Source organism: Erysipelatoclostridium sp. DFI.2.3 (assembly GCF_019132535.1).
Taxonomy (GTDB): Bacteria; Bacillota_I; Bacilli_A; order Erysipelotrichales; family Erysipelotrichaceae; genus Clostridium_AQ; species Clostridium_AQ innocuum.
Genome location: NZ_JAHOOJ010000017.1, coordinates 1 through 17321, shown reverse-complemented (window position 1 = coordinate 17321; position 17321 = coordinate 1). Strand labels below are relative to the sequence as shown.

At 42.5% G+C, this 17321-nt stretch carries 10 protein-coding genes and 1 CRISPR repeat array; of the genes, 5 read left to right on the top strand and 5 right to left on the bottom strand.

Annotated elements, in window-relative coordinates; genetic code table 11:
* Together KSZ58_RS15950 and KSZ58_RS15945 are read left to right on the top strand one after the other, a co-directional pair.
* Entirely contained in the window at window positions 1-1137 is a 1137-nt protein-coding gene (locus tag KSZ58_RS15950) for an anaerobic ribonucleoside-triphosphate reductase activating protein (protein ID WP_008819016.1), read from the top strand.
* Between the two features lie 18 nt (window positions 1138-1155).
* Window positions 1156-3534 (top strand): ribonucleoside triphosphate reductase, encoded by a 2379-nt coding sequence (locus tag KSZ58_RS15945; protein WP_009269441.1) that lies wholly within the window; start codon window positions 1156-1158, stop codon window positions 3532-3534.
* Between the two features lie 259 nt (window positions 3535-3793).
* A CRISPR array of direct repeats spans window positions 3794-5850; the repeat unit is 33 nt; unit sequence GTCTAGCCTCTCCTGAGGCTAGTGGATCTAAAT.
* A 96-nt stretch (window positions 5851-5946) separates the two neighbouring features.
* On the opposite strand, the gene yunB is transcribed toward KSZ58_RS15945, so the two are convergent.
* From yunB to rbr, 4 genes are all read right to left on the bottom strand, one after another.
* The gene (gene yunB / locus KSZ58_RS15940; protein WP_008819018.1) at window positions 5947-6630 is read right to left on the bottom strand and encodes a sporulation protein YunB; all 684 of its coding nucleotides are present in this window, start codon (window positions 6628-6630) and stop codon (window positions 5947-5949) included.
* A gap of 115 nt (window positions 6631-6745) precedes the next feature.
* A complete protein-coding gene (locus tag KSZ58_RS15935) occupies window positions 6746-7423 on the bottom strand; it encodes a TrkA family potassium uptake protein (RefSeq protein ID WP_002608360.1) in 678 nt (225 codons plus the stop codon).
* A gap of 12 nt (window positions 7424-7435) precedes the next feature.
* A complete protein-coding gene (locus KSZ58_RS15930) occupies window positions 7436-8833 on the bottom strand; it encodes a TrkH family potassium uptake protein (RefSeq protein WP_009269442.1) in 1398 nt (465 codons plus the stop codon).
* Window positions 8834-9078: 245 nt separating this feature from the next.
* Window positions 9079-9615, bottom strand: a complete 537-nt coding sequence (gene rbr / locus KSZ58_RS15925; protein ID WP_002608358.1) for a rubrerythrin — start codon at window positions 9613-9615, stop codon at window positions 9079-9081.
* A 335-nt stretch (window positions 9616-9950) separates the two neighbouring features.
* Between rbr and KSZ58_RS15920 the strand changes: the two genes are divergently transcribed.
* Together KSZ58_RS15920 and KSZ58_RS15915 are read left to right on the top strand one after the other, a co-directional pair.
* Window positions 9951-12044 (top strand): glutamine synthetase III, encoded by a 2094-nt coding sequence (locus KSZ58_RS15920; protein WP_009269443.1) that lies wholly within the window; start codon window positions 9951-9953, stop codon window positions 12042-12044.
* Window positions 12045-12267: 223 nt separating this feature from the next.
* Complete coding sequence (locus KSZ58_RS15915; RefSeq protein ID WP_008819021.1) at window positions 12268-13941, top strand: Na/Pi cotransporter family protein; 1674 nt, start codon at window positions 12268-12270, stop codon at window positions 13939-13941.
* A 1604-nt stretch (window positions 13942-15545) separates the two neighbouring features.
* On the opposite strand, the gene KSZ58_RS15910 is transcribed toward KSZ58_RS15915, so the two are convergent.
* Window positions 15546-16058, bottom strand: a complete 513-nt coding sequence (locus tag KSZ58_RS15910; RefSeq protein ID WP_142419646.1) for a hypothetical protein — start codon at window positions 16056-16058, stop codon at window positions 15546-15548.
* A 132-nt stretch (window positions 16059-16190) separates the two neighbouring features.
* Between KSZ58_RS15910 and KSZ58_RS15905 the strand changes: the two genes are divergently transcribed.
* The gene (locus KSZ58_RS15905; protein ID WP_217752799.1) at window positions 16191-16433 is read left to right on the top strand and encodes a hypothetical protein; all 243 of its coding nucleotides are present in this window, start codon (window positions 16191-16193) and stop codon (window positions 16431-16433) included.
* Window positions 16434-17321 lie beyond the last annotated feature (888 nt).

Here is a 17321-nt window from a genome sequence, read left to right as displayed (position 1 = left end):
ATGGATAACAGCAACTATTTGTATTTAAACACCTCGATTCTGTACCGCTGCGGTCAGAAATATTATGATAAGAAATTGAGCGGACACGATATCAATGCAGCACAGATTCTCTTTCTGATTCTTATTTATGAGCAGGAGGGGCTGAACATGCAGCAGCTTGCGCAAAAGGGCTGTTTTGATAAAGGGACTATCACGAAAAGCATTTCCCGTCTGGAGGAGCTTGGTTATGTGACTACACAGAGCAGTCCCCAGGACAAACGTATCCGATTGCTATATACGACTGATAAAACAAAGGACATCATCCGTGATATCTATATGATTCGTCAGCAGTGGTGGGAGCTTTTATCCAAGGATATCGGTGCACAGGAGCTGCAGCAGTTTGAAGCAACGCTCAGCCGTCTGAGTGAAAACGCACGCAAATACGAGCAGCAGGAAGAAGCAGGCATCAAGCTGTTCGGTATTCAAAAGCTGACTCTGCTGGATTACCCGCAGAAAATGGCGAGCACGATTTTCACAGGCGGCTGCAATTTCCGATGCCCCTTCTGCCAGAACAGTGACCTTGTCTTTCTGCCGGAAAACATGCCGGAGCTTCAGGAAGAGGATGTGCTTAGCTTTCTGGAAAAGCGAAAAGGAATTTTGGATGGTGTCTGCATCAGCGGCGGAGAGCCTCTGCTAAATCCGGAGCTGGCAGGATTTCTGAAAAAAATCAAGGACATGGGCTATGCAGTCAAGCTGGATACAAACGGCAGCAGTCCGGATCAGCTGAAGCACCTTGTTGAAGAGGGACTTGTTAATTATGTGGCAATGGACATCAAAAATGCTCCGCAAAAATACAGTGAAACTGCCGGCATCCGCAATCTTGATCTCAGCGGCATACAGGAGAGCATCACCTATCTAAAGGAAGGACATGTTGCTTATGAGTTTCGTACAACCATTGTAAAGGAGCTTCATACAGCTCAGGATATTCAGGATATGGCAGACTGGCTCCAAGGTGCAGCCGCCTGGTATCTGCAAAATTTTGAAGACAGCGACCGTGTTATTCAGAAGGGATTGCATGCGTGGGATGAAGAAACCCTGCAGCAGTTTCAGAAATTGGCGAAAGCGAAGGTTCCAAATACAGAGCTTCGTGGTATATAGAAGGAAAGGAAGAACGATATGTATCAGGTTATTAAAAGAGATGGAAAGATTTCAGAGTTTGACATTGCCAAGATCAGCAATGCCATTCAAAAGGCATTTGATGCGGTGGAACGCCAGTATCATCCAAGCATTATCGATATGCTCGCTTTGCGTGTCACATCCGATTTTGAGCCAAAAATCAGACATGACCGCATTCAGGTGGAGGATATTCAGGACAGCGTGGAGTCCATCCTGATTCAATCCGGTTACGGTGATGTAGCAAAATGCTATATCCTCTATCGGAAGCAGCGGGAAAAAATCCGGAATATGAAATCCACAATTCTGGATTACAAGGAGCTTGTCGACAGCTATGTGAAAGCCACCGACTGGCGCGTAAAAGAAAATTCAACGGTCACCTATTCCGTAGGCGGACTGATTTTGAATAACTCCGGAGCAATCACTGCCAATTACTGGCTGAGTGAAATCTATGATGAGGAAATCGGAAATGCCCATAAGTCCGGTGATATGCATATTCATGATTTGAGCATGCTGACAGGTTATTGTGCCGGCTGGAGTCTGAAGCAGCTGATTCAGGAAGGCCTGGGCGGTGTCGGAGGAAAAATCACCTCCAAACCGGCAAGTCATCTTGCGACACTCTGCAATCAGATGGTAAACTTTCTCGGCATTATGCAGAATGAGTGGGCCGGTGCACAGGCCTTCTCTTCTTTCGATACGTATCTGGCACCTTTTGTAAAAGCGGATAATCTGAACTATGATCAGGTTAAAAAATGTGTGGAGTCCTTCATATATGGTGTCAATACACCAAGTCGCTGGGGTACACAGGCTCCCTTCTCCAATATCACCTTGGATTGGACGGTTCCTGCCGATCTTGCTGAGCTGAATTGCATAATTGGAGGTAAGGAAGTAGATTTTAAATATAAGGATTGTAAAAAGGAAATGGATATGGTGAACAAGGCATTTATTGAAATCATGATTGAGGGAGATGCCAATGGACGTGGTTTCCAGTATCCGATTCCCACCTATTCCATTACCCGTGACTTTGACTGGTCGGAAACAGAAAACAACAAGCTGCTGTTTGAAATGACTGCAAAGTATGGGACACCTTATTTCTCAAACTATGTAAATTCTGATATGGAGCCAAGCGATGTACGAAGCATGTGCTGCCGTCTTCGTCTGGATCTTCGAGAACTGCGTAAAAAAAGCGGTGGATACTTTGGAAGCGGCGAAAGCACCGGCTCTGTTGGTGTAGTCACGATCAACATGCCGCGAATTGCTTACCTTTCAACAGATAAAGAGGATTTCTATAAGCGACTCGATCATCTGATGGATATCGCTGCACGCTCCTTAAAGGTAAAGCGCACGGTCATTTCCAAGCTGCTGGAGGAAGGCTTATATCCATATACCAAACGGTATCTTGGAACCTTTGCGAACCACTTCTCCACATTGGGGCTGATCGGTATGAATGAAGTCGCGTTAAATGCCAAATGGCTTGGCATGGATCTGACACAAAAGGAAGCTCAGAAATTCACAAAAGAGGTTCTGAATCATATGCGTGAGCGTCTGGTAATTTATCAGGAGGAATATGGGGATCTGTATAATCTGGAGGCTACGCCTGCGGAATCAACAACATATCGTCTGGCAAAGCATGACAAGGAACGCTATCCGGATATCATCACTGCTACAGAAGAAGGAAATACACCATATTATACGAACAGCTCTCACTTACCTGTTGGCTATACAGAGGATATTTTTGAAGCACTGGATGTACAGGATGAGCTACAGACCTTGTATACTTCCGGAACTGTGTTCCATGCGTTCTTGGGAGAAAAACTTCCGGATTGGAAAGCAGCAGCAGCGCTGGTAAGAAAAATTGCCGAGAACTACCGCCTGCCTTATTACACCCTTTCTCCCACCTATTCCATCTGTCGAAATCACGGATATATTAACGGGGAGCATTATACATGTCCGCAATGTGGTGGTGCGACTGAGGTATGGAGCCGAATTACGGGATACTATCGACCTGTACAGAATTGGAATGAAGGAAAGAGTCAGGAATTCAAAGAACGTAAGGTTTATGATATCGGACATTCTGTGTTAAAAGGAAAGGATGCCCTTCCACATGTTGAGAAGGAAGCTGATACCGTCAGGGCTGCAAATGAAGAAGGTGTTTTTCTGTTCACAACGAAGACCTGCCCAAATTGTAAAATAGCTGACACCTGGCTGAAAAGCGCTGGAATATCCTATGAAAAAGTGGATGCCGAGGAACAGGCTGAATTAACAAAAAAATTCTCAATTATGCAGGCACCAACGCTGGTCGTATGCAGAGATGGAAGCTGTGAAACATACAGTAATGCATCCAACATTCGTAAGTACATTGATATGATGCAGAAAGCATAAGCAAATAAGAGGATATATTTCATACTGGAATGTATCCTTTTTATGTATTTGGAATTTTTTCTGTTATAATAATAGTAGATGGTTATCCCGCTAAATAATCCAGCGCGAACCATAAGCTCACATGAATTCCCTGGGAGGTTCGCGCATCATTTTGTTCAAATTCACACAAATGTAACAATTTCAACAAAATTTTCATTAACCAAAGTTTTATATTTGTGTAAATTTGTTTCATTTAGGGGATTTCATGGGATTTTTCACGGTCTAGCCTCTCCTGAGGCTAGTGGATCTAAATTCATTATGCCCGTCCACGGTAAGGGCGTAAATCAGTCTAGCCTCTCCTGAGGCTAGTGGATCTAAATGTACTGTCACCGGCTTAAAGTAATCATCCCACGTGTCTAGCCTCTCCTGAGGCTAGTGGATCTAAATCAGCAATCTAGGTGCGTATCATGAATTTTTATGGTCTAGCCTCTCCTGAGGCTAGTGGATCTAAATCTAACACCATCATAATCGGGATGTTATGCGAAAGCACGTCTAGCCTCTCCTGAGGCTAGTGGATCTAAATAAATTTTCTGCAGTCATTGTGGTGCAACAATTTATGTCTAGCCTCTCCTGAGGCTAGTGGATCTAAATACCTAGATATTTTGTTGCCCTCTGTCCGTGATATTGTCTAGCCTCTCCTGAGGCTAGTGGATCTAAATCCCCATTTTTAAATACAACTACATCACCAATATGGTCTAGCCTCTCCTGAGGCTAGTGGATCTAAATCATGAAGCCAATAAGTGCGTCAACTTCGTTCGGTAGGTCTAGCCTCTCCTGAGGCTAGTGGATCTAAATAGCAGTGGTTAGAACAAGGTCTAATTAAAATAGGTCTAGCCTCTCCTGAGGCTAGTGGATCTAAATGGAAATGTTGGTGACAAAAAAGAAATAAAAGAAGTAGTCTAGCCTCTCCTGAGGCTAGTGGATCTAAATTATCACATCATCACAGTGTATTGTGGTTATTGCCGTCTAGCCTCTCCTGAGGCTAGTGGATCTAAATTGGTGTGGAGGTTTAATCGTCGCTTTGCTGATTGGTCTAGCCTCTCCTGAGGCTAGTGGATCTAAATTAATTCATACTGTTCATCGTCTAATACGATAGTGTCTAGCCTCTCCTGAGGCTAGTGGATCTAAATTTGTCAATCGGCGGAGCTGTTGACGAAATCGAAATGTCTAGCCTCTCCTGAGGCTAGTGGATCTAAATCACAATTAAAAAGGGTGAAGTAGTACAGTTAATGGCAGTCTAGCCTCTCCTGAGGCTAGTGGATCTAAATATATAAGGCATGGGTTGCTCAGAATCAAGGACAGTGTCTAGCCTCTCCTGAGGCTAGTGGATCTAAATTCCTGTTATGAGCAGCCTTTTCGTATTGATTCCGGTCTAGCCTCTCCTGAGGCTAGTGGATCTAAATTTAGGCTCCTGCCACATCTGCAATGCCACATTATGTCTAGCCTCTCCTGAGGCTAGTGGATCTAAATTTGAATACGGCAGCTTCTCTATGATCTCATCCAGTCTAGCCTCTCCTGAGGCTAGTGGATCTAAATGTGGATATACAATGCGTAACCACTGGTTTCTGCGGTCTAGCCTCTCCTGAGGCTAGTGGATCTAAATTGTTAGAATAGGGTATAGAAAAAGTATCGTCTTGTCTAGCCTCTCCTGAGGCTAGTGGATCTAAATTACTAAGTGTATGTATGTGAGAGCTGTTTCTGAAGTCTAGCCTCTCCTGAGGCTAGTGGATCTAAATCCAGCCATCCGCCAGCTCCAGCTCCGCCTCTGTAAGTCTAGCCTCTCCTGAGGCTAGTGGATCTAAATAGTTGCTACTGCTTGTGATGGCGAAGCCCCCGTTGTCTAGCCTCTCCTGAGGCTAGTGGATCTAAATGTCAATGCGAATCAACATGTTGTGACGCATTGGGGTCTAGCCTCTCCTGAGGCTAGTGGATCTAAATACCATACACAGAGAGCTTGCGGAATGCGTCCCTGCAGTCTAGCCTCTCCTGAGGCTAGTGGATCTAAATATTAACACTTCTTTTCCTTTCTTTCGCAGCTTTACGTCTAGCCTCTCCTGAGGCTAGTGGATCTAAATTCAAAACGGCGATGCTATCGTTCTGGTCGAACACAGTCTAGCCTCTCCTGAGGCTAGTGGATCTAAATCTGTTTGGTAAGGTGCAAGATATAGTTATATCCGGTCTAGCCTCTCCTGAGGCTAGTGGATCTAAATGTTCTCTTGATACCGCTTCTTGCTCCGCTATAGAGTCTAGCCTCTCCTGAGGCTAGTGGATCTAAATAATCCTTCTAATCAGGTGCTCACTAAGCGATACCCCCTAGTCTCTCCTTAGGCTCACAAACCAAATAATAAACAATACTCCAGTAATACTTTCTCATCACTTACCAGAAGGATTGCTATATGGAGTAAAATCAGGCACCTGTCCATTCACAATCTGTACAACCAACGGTATCTCCGTTTTCGTCTCCAGCTCTGACGTACTCAAAAAAGTTATAACCTGCGCATTCACCTTAACAACAAGTGATATTTTAATCATGGTGTTGTTGATTCCATATGGCTTTGATTCCGTTTTTATCTCTCCTGTAACATCATTCAGCATCCGCATACGCACTCTGATTTTCGGCCCCTTATCATATAAAAAGAAAATATGACTCAGATAACCTGCCGGTACTTCATACAAAACTCCATCCTCATAGAAGACATCCTTCGTCGTAGGATCCTTTTTACCATCCTGTGCAGCCAGCAGTGATTTATCAATCGTATTCAATGCCGAATACAACAGCTGATTTAATTTATACGAATCATATTCAATACTGGTTATATCCCCGTTCTTTGTGCGATTTATTTTAAACAGCGCATCGGTATCATATTCAATATCCGCCAGCACTTCCTTCACAATATTATTGATTGCAAACCCTGTATGCTGCTTGGCAATCGCCTGAAGCTGCGGCTCCATATACGTATTAAATGAACGGACAACACATCCAAATCCAAGAACGATCGCGACCAGCAGAAGAATCAGCTTCTGCTTTTTATATTTCCTGCTTTTGACTTTTCTCATTGAGCATCCTGCCTCTATTAACAATAAAAGCATCCTCCATTAAAACAGTATATGAAAGCATACCTGAAAACATGTGTATCCATTATGCACAAAAAAAAGATGCAGTTTTCGCATCTTACAGCTGATCCAGCACGTCGAATCGATCCAGTGTCTTGCAATCCGCAATCACAACCAGATGATCCTCCTTCTGTATTTTATACTCTGCATCCGGGCACACATTCAAATGCTCCTGCAAATAAGAACGAATGCCCACAACATTGATACCGAATCTTCGGCGCAGATCAAGTTCAATCAGAGATTTTCCTACCCACTGTGGCGGCGTAGGTATTTCCACGATACTGTACTCCTTATCCAGATCCACAACATCGATAATATTTTTCCCTAATACGCCCTTGGCAACCTGTTCGCCCATTTCCTTCTCCGGGCGTACAACCTTATTGGCTCCAAGCTCCGTGAATATCTGCATATAGCGCTTGTTTTTTGCCTTTGCCACGATATACGGAACACCCAGCTCCTTCAGATTGATAATGCCCATCACACTCTCCTCAAGGTGGCTCCCCATACTTACAATCGCAATATCACAATCCTGTACACCCGCCTCGCGCAGCTGATTGATATCGGTAATATCACACATCATACTCTGCGTAACGATATCCGCCATGCGATCTACGCATTTTTCGTCATTATCCAGAGCAATCACCTCGCAATTATAGCTGCTCAATGTCTTCGCTACTGTTGAACCGAAAATCCCTAATCCGAGTACAACATACTGTCTGTTTGAAATCTTTTTCATTTTTCTATCTCCTTATCCCACAATTATGTTTCCATTTGGGAATGATACCTTATTGGCTGAATTTCTATTTGGCTTATTACGTGTCAATGACAATATCAGTGTGGAAATACCGATACGTCCGACATACATGAGGAAGATGATGATCAGCTTGCCTCCCACACCAAGAGAGGTAGTGATTCCAAGACTCGAGCCTACGGTCGCCATTGCGCTCACCGCTTCAAAGGAAAGACTCAAAAACGGCTTTTGCTCAACGATATTCAACAGGAAAATCCCGGTAAACAACACAACCAGATTGATGAAGAAAATTCCCATTGCTCGAATGATGATTCCTCTTCCGATTTTCCTGTGAAGAACAACGGTGTGCTCCCTCCCCTTCAAAGAGGAGATAATATAGATGACAAGCACCGCAATCGTCGTCGTTTTGATACCACCTGCCGTACCTCCCGGAGAACCACCGATAAACATGACAACCATCATCAGCAAATCGGTTGCAGGCTTCAAGCCAGCATAGTTAATTGTTGTAAAGCCTGCCGTTCGAAGTGCTATGGATTCAAACATTGCAGTCATCAGCTTCTCGAATATATTGAAATCTCCCAGCGTTCTGGAATTTGTGAACTCCACCAGCATAATCAGCAGTCCGGGTATGATAATCAGAAACAGACTGACACTCAATACGATTTTGGTATGCAGAGACAGAGAATGTCTGAACTTCTTGAATGTGATCCGACGATGCAGCAGCGGTCCCACCTTATCCCGAATATCAAACCAGACAGCAAAACCCAGACCACCCAGTACAATCAGCGCCATAATTGTCAGACACATCAGCGGATCATGCACATATTCCTGAAGACTCACCGATCCAAGCGTATCGAACCCGGCGTTACAGAAAGCTGAAACAGCCAGAAATACCGCTTTAAAGCTGCCATCCACAAGTCCGAAGCGCGGTATCATGCGAAACGATATCAGAATCGCACCCACAGCCTCAAAAAACAAGGTATAGTACAGGATGTCCAGCAGAAACTTCCGCATATTTACGACCCTGTCCTGATTCAGCATTTCCTTCATAGCGATTTTCTCATTCATAGAGAGACGGTTTTTCACAATCAGAATAAAGACCGCCATAAATGTCATCAGTCCAAGACCGCCTACCTGAATCAGCAGAAGCAGAATCAGCTGACCAAACCAGTTAAGCTGATCAGCAACCGTAAATACACTCAATCCGGTTACGCAGGTAGCACTGGTTGCCGTAAACAAAGCATCCAGCCAGTTCAAAAACTGAAAATTCTTATTGGAAATCGGCAGCATCAGCAGCAGTGTTCCGCTGAGAATCACAAGCAGGAAGCTCGATGCAATCTTCTGTGCAGGAGATAGTTTTTTGAATCCCAGCACCGAATGAATAAAATTTGTCATATCAATTTAACCAGACTTTCTTTCTATTTGTTCGCAGGAAACTGACATAATCCTATGCAGTCTTCACCTTTTATTTATACAGAACAGACAGCGGCCGCTGAAAGATGTATCAAATATATTCTACACATATTATATTTTTTTACAATACGCTTTTCTAAAAAACATATAAACTTTCCCAATACTTTTTCTAATGCCGCAAAAAAAGGCTCCTTTCCTATCGAAAAAAGCCTTTTCTATGCTATGAATTAGTAATTCTCTTTGCGAACCTCGAAGTAAGAACGCGGGTGATTGCATACCGGACATACCTCTGGAGCCGTTTTTCCAGTGTGCAGGTGTCCGCAGTTCAGACATTCCCACAGGGTTTCCTCTGCTTTTTCAAACACAGTACCATCCTCGATATTGTTCAGCAGAGCAACATAGCGCTGTTCATGTGTTTTCTCAATAGCCAGAACGCCTTCCATCGTATCAGCGATGTCATCAAAGCCTTCCTCGCGTGCTTCCTTTGCCATACGTGCATACATGTCTGTCCACTCGAAGTTTTCACCGGCAGCAGCATCCTTCAGATTGGTAACCGTATCCGGCATACCGTCATGCAGCAGCTTAAACCACAATTTTGCATGCTCCTTTTCATTGTTTGCTGTCTGTTCGAAAATATTGGAAATTTGAACATAACCGTCTTTCTTCGCCTTGGAAGCATAATACGTATACTTGTTTCTTGCCATGGATTCTCCGGCAAATGCCTCATTCAGGTTCTTTTCTGTCTTTGTTCCTTTTAAGTTCATATTTTTTCCTCCTTTTAAGCAGTCTTCGCCCCATTGTATGTAAATCCTGCTGTCCTTATGCGTTCAACCGCCGAACTGCAGGAAATAGAAAGCGTTGACAGCCTCTTTACCGATATTTATATTATACTCTACTTTTCCAATTATTTCATTCTTTTTTCTATGAACCCATCATTTCCCACAATACAGAAATTTTTCACAGTTTATGACAAAAATAGAATTTTTATTCGCATTTCTCCAATTTTTTTCTATTTTCTTTTTGATTTTTAAATTTTTTCATGTTTTTATATACAAAAAATTCATTTTGCAGTAAAATTCCACTATAGGAGGAATCTATCATGGCAGAAAAACACCCTTTTGATGATTTTGGAATCAATCTCTTTAGTGAATGTGTGATGAAGGAATGTCTCCCTCATCCGATTTATAAAAAATGGAAAACCGCAACCCGCAAGGAGGATGCGCTGGATCGTCCGACGGCAGATGCGATTGCGCATGCAATGAAGACATGGGCAATGGACAAGGGAGCGACGCATTTTACGCACTGGTTCCAGCCGCTGACCGGCTCCACTGCCGAAAAGCATGACAGCTTTATCGAGCCTGGGGATCACGATCAGCCGATTTCCAGATTCAGCGGGAAGTCCCTGATCAAGGGCGAGGGGGATGCCTCCTCTTTTCCAAGCGGCGGTTTACGGGCAACCTTTGAGGCACGCGGGTATACGTATTGGGATTGTACCTCCCCGGCCTTTCTGCGGGATAACGTTCTCTGTATCCCTACCATCTTTGTTTCATACAACGGAGAAACCCTGGATAAAAAGGCACCTCTTTTAAAATCAGCGGAAGCGATCAGCAAGCAGGCCACCCGCATTGTCAATCTGTTTAAGGATAAGGATATCAAGCATGTCAATGCTATGGTCGGTCTGGAGCAGGAATACTTTTTGATTGATAAAAGGATGTATCTGGAGCGGAAGGATCTGGTGCATACCGGACGCACGCTGTTTGGTTCCATGCCGCCAAAGAGTATGGATATTCGCGGTCATTACTTTGGAAGCATCCCTTCCCGTGTACAGGCCTTCATGACAGAGGTGGATGAGGAGCTGTGGAAGCTTGGAATCTATGCAAAGACCGAGCACAACGAGGTAGCTCCCTGTCAGTTTGAAATCGCACCGCTGTTTATCGATGCCAATGTTGCGGTGGATCAAAATCTGATCATCATGGATGTGTTGAAGAAAAAGGCGGATAAGCACGGTATGGCATGCCTGCTTCACGAGAAACCGTTTCAAGGCGTGAACGGAAGCGGAAAGCACAACAACTGGTCACTGGTTACCGATGATGGACAGAATCTTCTGGAGCCGGGGGACCGCCCGCATGAAAACATTCGTTTCCTGTTGTTTGTCTGTGCAATCATCGAGGCTGTGGATACATATCCGGAGCTGCTTCGTATGGCGGCAAGCTGCTATGGGAATGATTACCGGCTGGGAGCTGATGAAGCACCGCCGGCTGTTGTTTCCATCTGTATGGGTGATGAGCTGGAAATCATTCTGGAAAAGCTGCGTAACGGTGAACATGAAATCAAACCGGATGTGGAGACACAGCCATATGCGATTGCGAATCTGTCGTATGTACCAAAGGATACCAGTGATCGAAACCGCACCTCTCCCTTCGCCTTTACCGGTAATAAATTTGAATTCCGTATGGTAGGAAGCAGTCGCAGTGCATCAACGACAAACATTATCTTGAATTCCATTGTTGCGGATTCACTGCGCAGTATTGCCGACACTTTGCAGCAGTATAAATACATTGACGATATCCGCAAGAAGTCCCTGGACATCTGCCGTGATATTCTGCGCAAGCATTCCCGTATTCTGTTTTCCAAGGATGGCTACAGCGAGGAATGGCTTCAGGAGGCACAGGAACGCGGATTGCCGAACATTAAGCATTATGTGGACAGCATCTATTCCATGCTGGATGACAAGGCAGTGGAAATGTTTGAGCGAAACAAGGTATATGACCGGCTGGAGCTGGAGGCCCGCGTTGATATTCTGACAGAGGAATACCGTAAATCCGTCAAAGCGGAGGTGCTGACGCTGCTGGATATCAGTAAAAAGGATATCCTCCCTGCTCTCGTTCGTGAAATCAAATTTTATACAGATGCACAGAATTCTCTTGGTACAGAGAACAGCTATTATCAGCGGAAAATCAAGCATTTGTGTGATCTGTTAGCCACCTTTGATGAACGCTATCATGATTTGAAGAAGCATATGATTGAGCGTCAGCAGTATCCGGATAATATGGAAAAGGCACAGTATCTCAATCAGGTGATCGTTCCGAAAATGGAGGAGCTGCGCGCAGTGATTGATGCGATTGAGGAAGCGGTATCCTCGGATAATTACCCGTTTCCAACCTATGATGATATGTTTATCTCCATGCAATAGCATTGCGTCGTCTGTCAGTGACAGGCGGCTTTTTTTATTCGCTTTGTCTGTGTTAATAATTTATTTATACTTTTGAAACAGCAAATTCATAAACGGTGGAATTTGTTAAGATTTCGTAAGCGTATTTCTCTGTTTTAACAAAATGTTAACAAAACCTGCTTGTTTCTTTTTCCTTCGTTATTTATACTAAAGCCGACTTGATAAGGAAAGGAAGCGATGATGTATGACCATTCAAAATGTATTATCTCTGTTGGGAGGTCTGGCACTGTTCCTATATGGAATGCATATGATGAGTGTCGGTCTGGAAACGGCTGCCGGGGACCGCATGAAAGCCATTCTGGAAAAGCTGACCAGCAACCGCCTGCTCGGTGTTGCCGTAGGAGCCGGCATCACTGCCGTTATCCAAAGCTCCTCTGCCACAACCGTTATGGTTGTCGGCTTTGTGAACAGCGGACTGATGACGCTGAATCAGGCAGTCTGGATTATTATGGGGGCCAATATCGGCACGACGATTACCGGGCAGCTGATTGCCCTGGATGCCTCCCGCATTGCCCCGCTGGTTGCCATCATCGGTGTTGTCATGGTGACCTTCCTGAAAGGAAAGCGCATCAATTCCATTGGAGACATTCTCGCAGGGCTTGGAATATTGTTTATCGGTATGGATATGATGTCCAATTCCATGACACCGCTGCAGGACTCTCCTGTATTCCTGAATGCCATGACCTCCATTTCCAATCCGCTGCTTGCGATTGCTCTGGGAGCCGGTTTTACTGCACTGATTCAAAGCTCCTCCGCATCCGTGGGAATATTACAGGCTCTGGCTTTGAGCGGACTGATTCCACTGTCCAGCTCGATTTATATCATCTTCGGACAGAATATCGGTACCTGCATTACCGCCGTGCTGGCATCCCTGAGTGCGAACCGAAATGCCAAGCGGACAACCATTATTCACTTATCCTTTAATATTATCGGAACCATGCTGTTCTTCTGCTTTATCCATATCTTTCCGTTTGTGGACTGGATGTGTGAAATCACTGCAAACCCGGCGGCACAGATCGCCAATACCCATACGATTTTCAATATCGTAACGACCCTGATTCTATTGCCGTTTGGAAACCGTCTGGCTCATCTCGCACAGCTGCTGATGCCGATACGCAAAGAAGAGTATCAAAGGGATGAAGCAAATCTGCCGCTTGCCTTTGTTGATGTCAATAATATTGGCAGTGTTCCGATTGCCATCTCCTCCCTGCGCAAGGAAGCGCTGGCGATGCTGAAAATGGCACAGACCAATTTGATCGAAGCACTGCACGGCGTTTGTCAAGAAGCATGTAGCATACAGGATATCGAAAAGCGTGAAAAGCGGATCGATTCCATCAATTATCAGATTTCCGATTATATGACCTCTGTATCCACCCTACCTATGAATCCCACTGCATCCAATACAATCAATGCACTGTTTAAATGCTATGCGGATATCGAACGCATCGGAGATCATGCAATCAATATTCTGCAATACACTAAAAATGAAAAGGAGCGTCTGCAGGATGTCGGTGTGATTCGTGAGGAGCTGATGCAGCTGGAGGAGCTGCTGGATAAAAGCTTCCAGCTGTTGTATACAAACCGTTTGGAATCACAGGATGAAAGTCTTTTGAAAATAGAACGCATAGAGGCCCGTATTGATGAATTAACGGCAGAATTCAGAAACCGGCAGATCGAACGCATGGTGCATAAGCAGATACATGCAAGAGATTGTGTTATCTACTCGGAAATCATGACAGATATCGAACGTGTCAGCGACCATATCATGAATATTATTGAAGAATGCCGCCGCTGCAGCTTTACCTTGAATGACGAGGAATTAAAGGATATGCCGCTGATTCAGGAATGTGCTGCATAATAAAACTTACAACGGTAGTAAAACAGGAACGCTGTATCCAGAGACTGTTTGTATGGAAAGCTGATGAACGCGTCAGCATTGGGTAAAAAACAGTGTGTAGCTTTATTTTTTCGGAAGCTATTGGCATTTACTTTGCATGTGCATCACAACACCATCCTTATGAACAGGAAAACCACATACTTCACAACTGCAGCTGCAGTTCTTTCCTAAATTCAATTTCAGCCGTATTCAAATATCCCTTCGATATTTCATAAACAGACACCAGCTCTTATCGTGCACAGATACCGCATTTTCCACATGCAGGCAATACAGCGGTTCTTTCTCGATTGTAGGGTAATATAAAACAGGGAGACTTCAACACTATTGTATGTATCAATAGAAGCTGAAGTCTCCCTTTTGCATACACCCCAAAGTAAGAAAGAACCAATTTTCTATGCTGGAAGAATTCAACGATATCCAGGGCATCCAGCTCCAGCTGTGCCAATTCTGTTTGCAGGGCATCTTTCCAGCACCTGCTTATGTTACCTCGATATAGATGCAGGCTTTTTGATTTTCCGTATTTCCATCACAGCCTGCTTACTGTTTACAGCGATAGCGAAGACATCGACTCATGCAGTCATTTCACTGCAAATCTTAACCGTTATATTACATTTTCGACTGGAAAACGGTTTCAAATGAGGTTTATAAATATTTTGTGTTAATTATTAACAGAGTCTCATTGGAAATCCTTTAATTATCGCCTTTTTTTTACTTTTTGTTAGCTTATGTTAGACTATTATCGTTTGTATTGTTCTTTCCTTATATTATATGTATTATGATATAGACAATATATATACAGATATTATGGCAAAAAATGATGATTACTCACCATTTTTTCACTTCATATTAGATGCTTCAATACAGTATATTTAATAAACCACAAAGCATTCGGAATTGTTCAACTGTGAAGTCCATACGCCTTTCATGAAATATGTACAGCAATAATGGCATCCCTAACTCCTTTGCTAAATCTGATACACTAATCCCCTTGATCTTTCTATTTAATTTAATGATATTCATGTGATATTATCCTTTCTTTGTAATTATTTACCAACATGTTGTACCTATATTATATACCTTTTATAATTACTTTTGGGTCGCTCTAATACACTTGATACGCTATCGCTAGTTAATTTACAAGGTGTAAAAAAGCCTTTATTTATCGCAATAGAATTGTTAAAATATTGCTTTTTCGGGTTAACTAGCGATAGCGTATCAACTATCTATGGTAAAAAGCGATAAAAAAGAGGGTTTTTACCCTCTTTAGTCTATTTATCTACAAATATATAGGGATGTTACAAATTCGTTACCTAATACATAAAATAAGTTGCAGTCATTATTATCTACATAAACATTTCGGATATTATTAATTTCAAATGACCTGCGACCGCTACAGATCATATTATCTAAAACGATGATATTACTTTTTCTCTTTGCAGTTATCTTTATATCGAGCTTGTATGGCTCAGTTATCAATCGTAAATTTTCCAACGTCATTGATTTACCAAAGAACAGCAGCATAACCGCATCATGATGAGATAACATCTGCATTAATTTATCTGTTGTCATATGATATTTATGCAGTTAACCCTTACGATCGTATCTAAGGCTTTCTCCAGTCCTACATCCTCTATATATTCGTTCAGCTGCTCGATATCATCTGGATCGTCTTTTATATCCATAACATCAATTATTAACTGCATCAAAAAACCTGCATCACATTGCACGCTATCGTTTACATGGTCAAGATCAATTATATGCATTGCTGTACTGGTTAAACAATTGTCTTTATATTCCTTGATATATAAGATATCTTTTTCCAGAAACGCTTCATTCAGATGCTTCTTGATCAGTGTATTATCGTCTTCCCATCTTATTTCCTCATATCCTAACCCTTCATAGACTTTTGGATGCAATGTATTGTCTTTGATCATATTTTTAATTGCATCCGGCACAATATCAAGCGTATGCTTAATAATGTCTTTTGTTTCCTCAACCGATGCTTCCCCATGCCCCAAAATCACTATTTTGTGGTTTGACAGTATCCCCCATGCTGCTTCTCTGCTTATTCTTTTCATTTTTACACTCTCCTTTGCAGGATAATATTGTAATATAAAACGCCGTCAAAAAGGGCTGGTAAATAATGGCAATACATTACCTATTGTATCTATAAAAAATAGTGGTATCATCATAAACAATGAGGTGACAGTATGCAAAGAATGTACAAAAAATATATAGAAGTAGAAATGCTCGTCGATAAAATGGGCGATATCACTCCCCTGGCGTTGATATGGGATGGGGAGCGTTATGAGGTGGACAAGATCATACGCCATAAACCACAATGCCATAGCAAAAACTGCGGTGGTGGTGGTCAAATGTTGGTGGCGCAACAAGGGCTATATACTATGAATATATGCCACCTTATAAATATAGATGGTTTATTGAGAGCTTAAGACCATAAAAAAGACTCCTGCACATAGACAGGAGCTGGCAGCTAGGAAGAAGATATGATACGGACTTGGGGGGAGAGTAAGATATCTGTGCTGCTGTGCACATTATCTCACATAAAAATTTAAAAAGGTAAATAAATCATCAAATACGGGATTTCTTGTTAAAAATCCCGTACTTTTTATTACTTAGTCAAAAGTCTTACAATGTCCATGATGGCCAGTAACGCTTTTTCATTCAGCGTTTCTAGGTGTTCGTTGATATACTGCATCATTTCTTCTCTTTTCATGTTAACCCTCCGTTTACATAGGCTCTCCCTATCCACCTATATAAAATAATAAAAGACCACCCATAGGTGGTCAAGTGCCGCAAAATACTGCCTAGGTATCTCTTTCTTTTTAATAGGCGGCAACGTAATCATTATATACCTCAATCAACTATTTGTAAATACATTGATACTATTTTATTAAATGTTATAAAAACTTTACAAAAAACCGGTATTGAACCGGTTCCCCATCTTTTTAGATGGATAGCATAAAGATACCTAGGCAGAAGCATATAATTATGCCAATATCATTCTATCACATTTCCTCCGTATGTAAATTATAAATTATTTAATTTTTCTTAATTTTTAATCTGCTAATAAAAAGCCGGCTTTAAGCTGGCTTTTGTCCCATTGTCACTGCATAAACTGTATGAAAGAGTGACTACGAAATTATATAGCATTTCTTCAAAAATTGCAAATCGTTATCTTAGTAAAATATTGTAGCTGAAGTGAAAAGTTAAATTCCACTTTCAAAGTAGCTAAGTAGAAAAGACTCTTACACAACAATCTAGTTGAATTTACACTTACAATTGCATTTAGTCTTTCATATATCCTTTTTTATATCTAT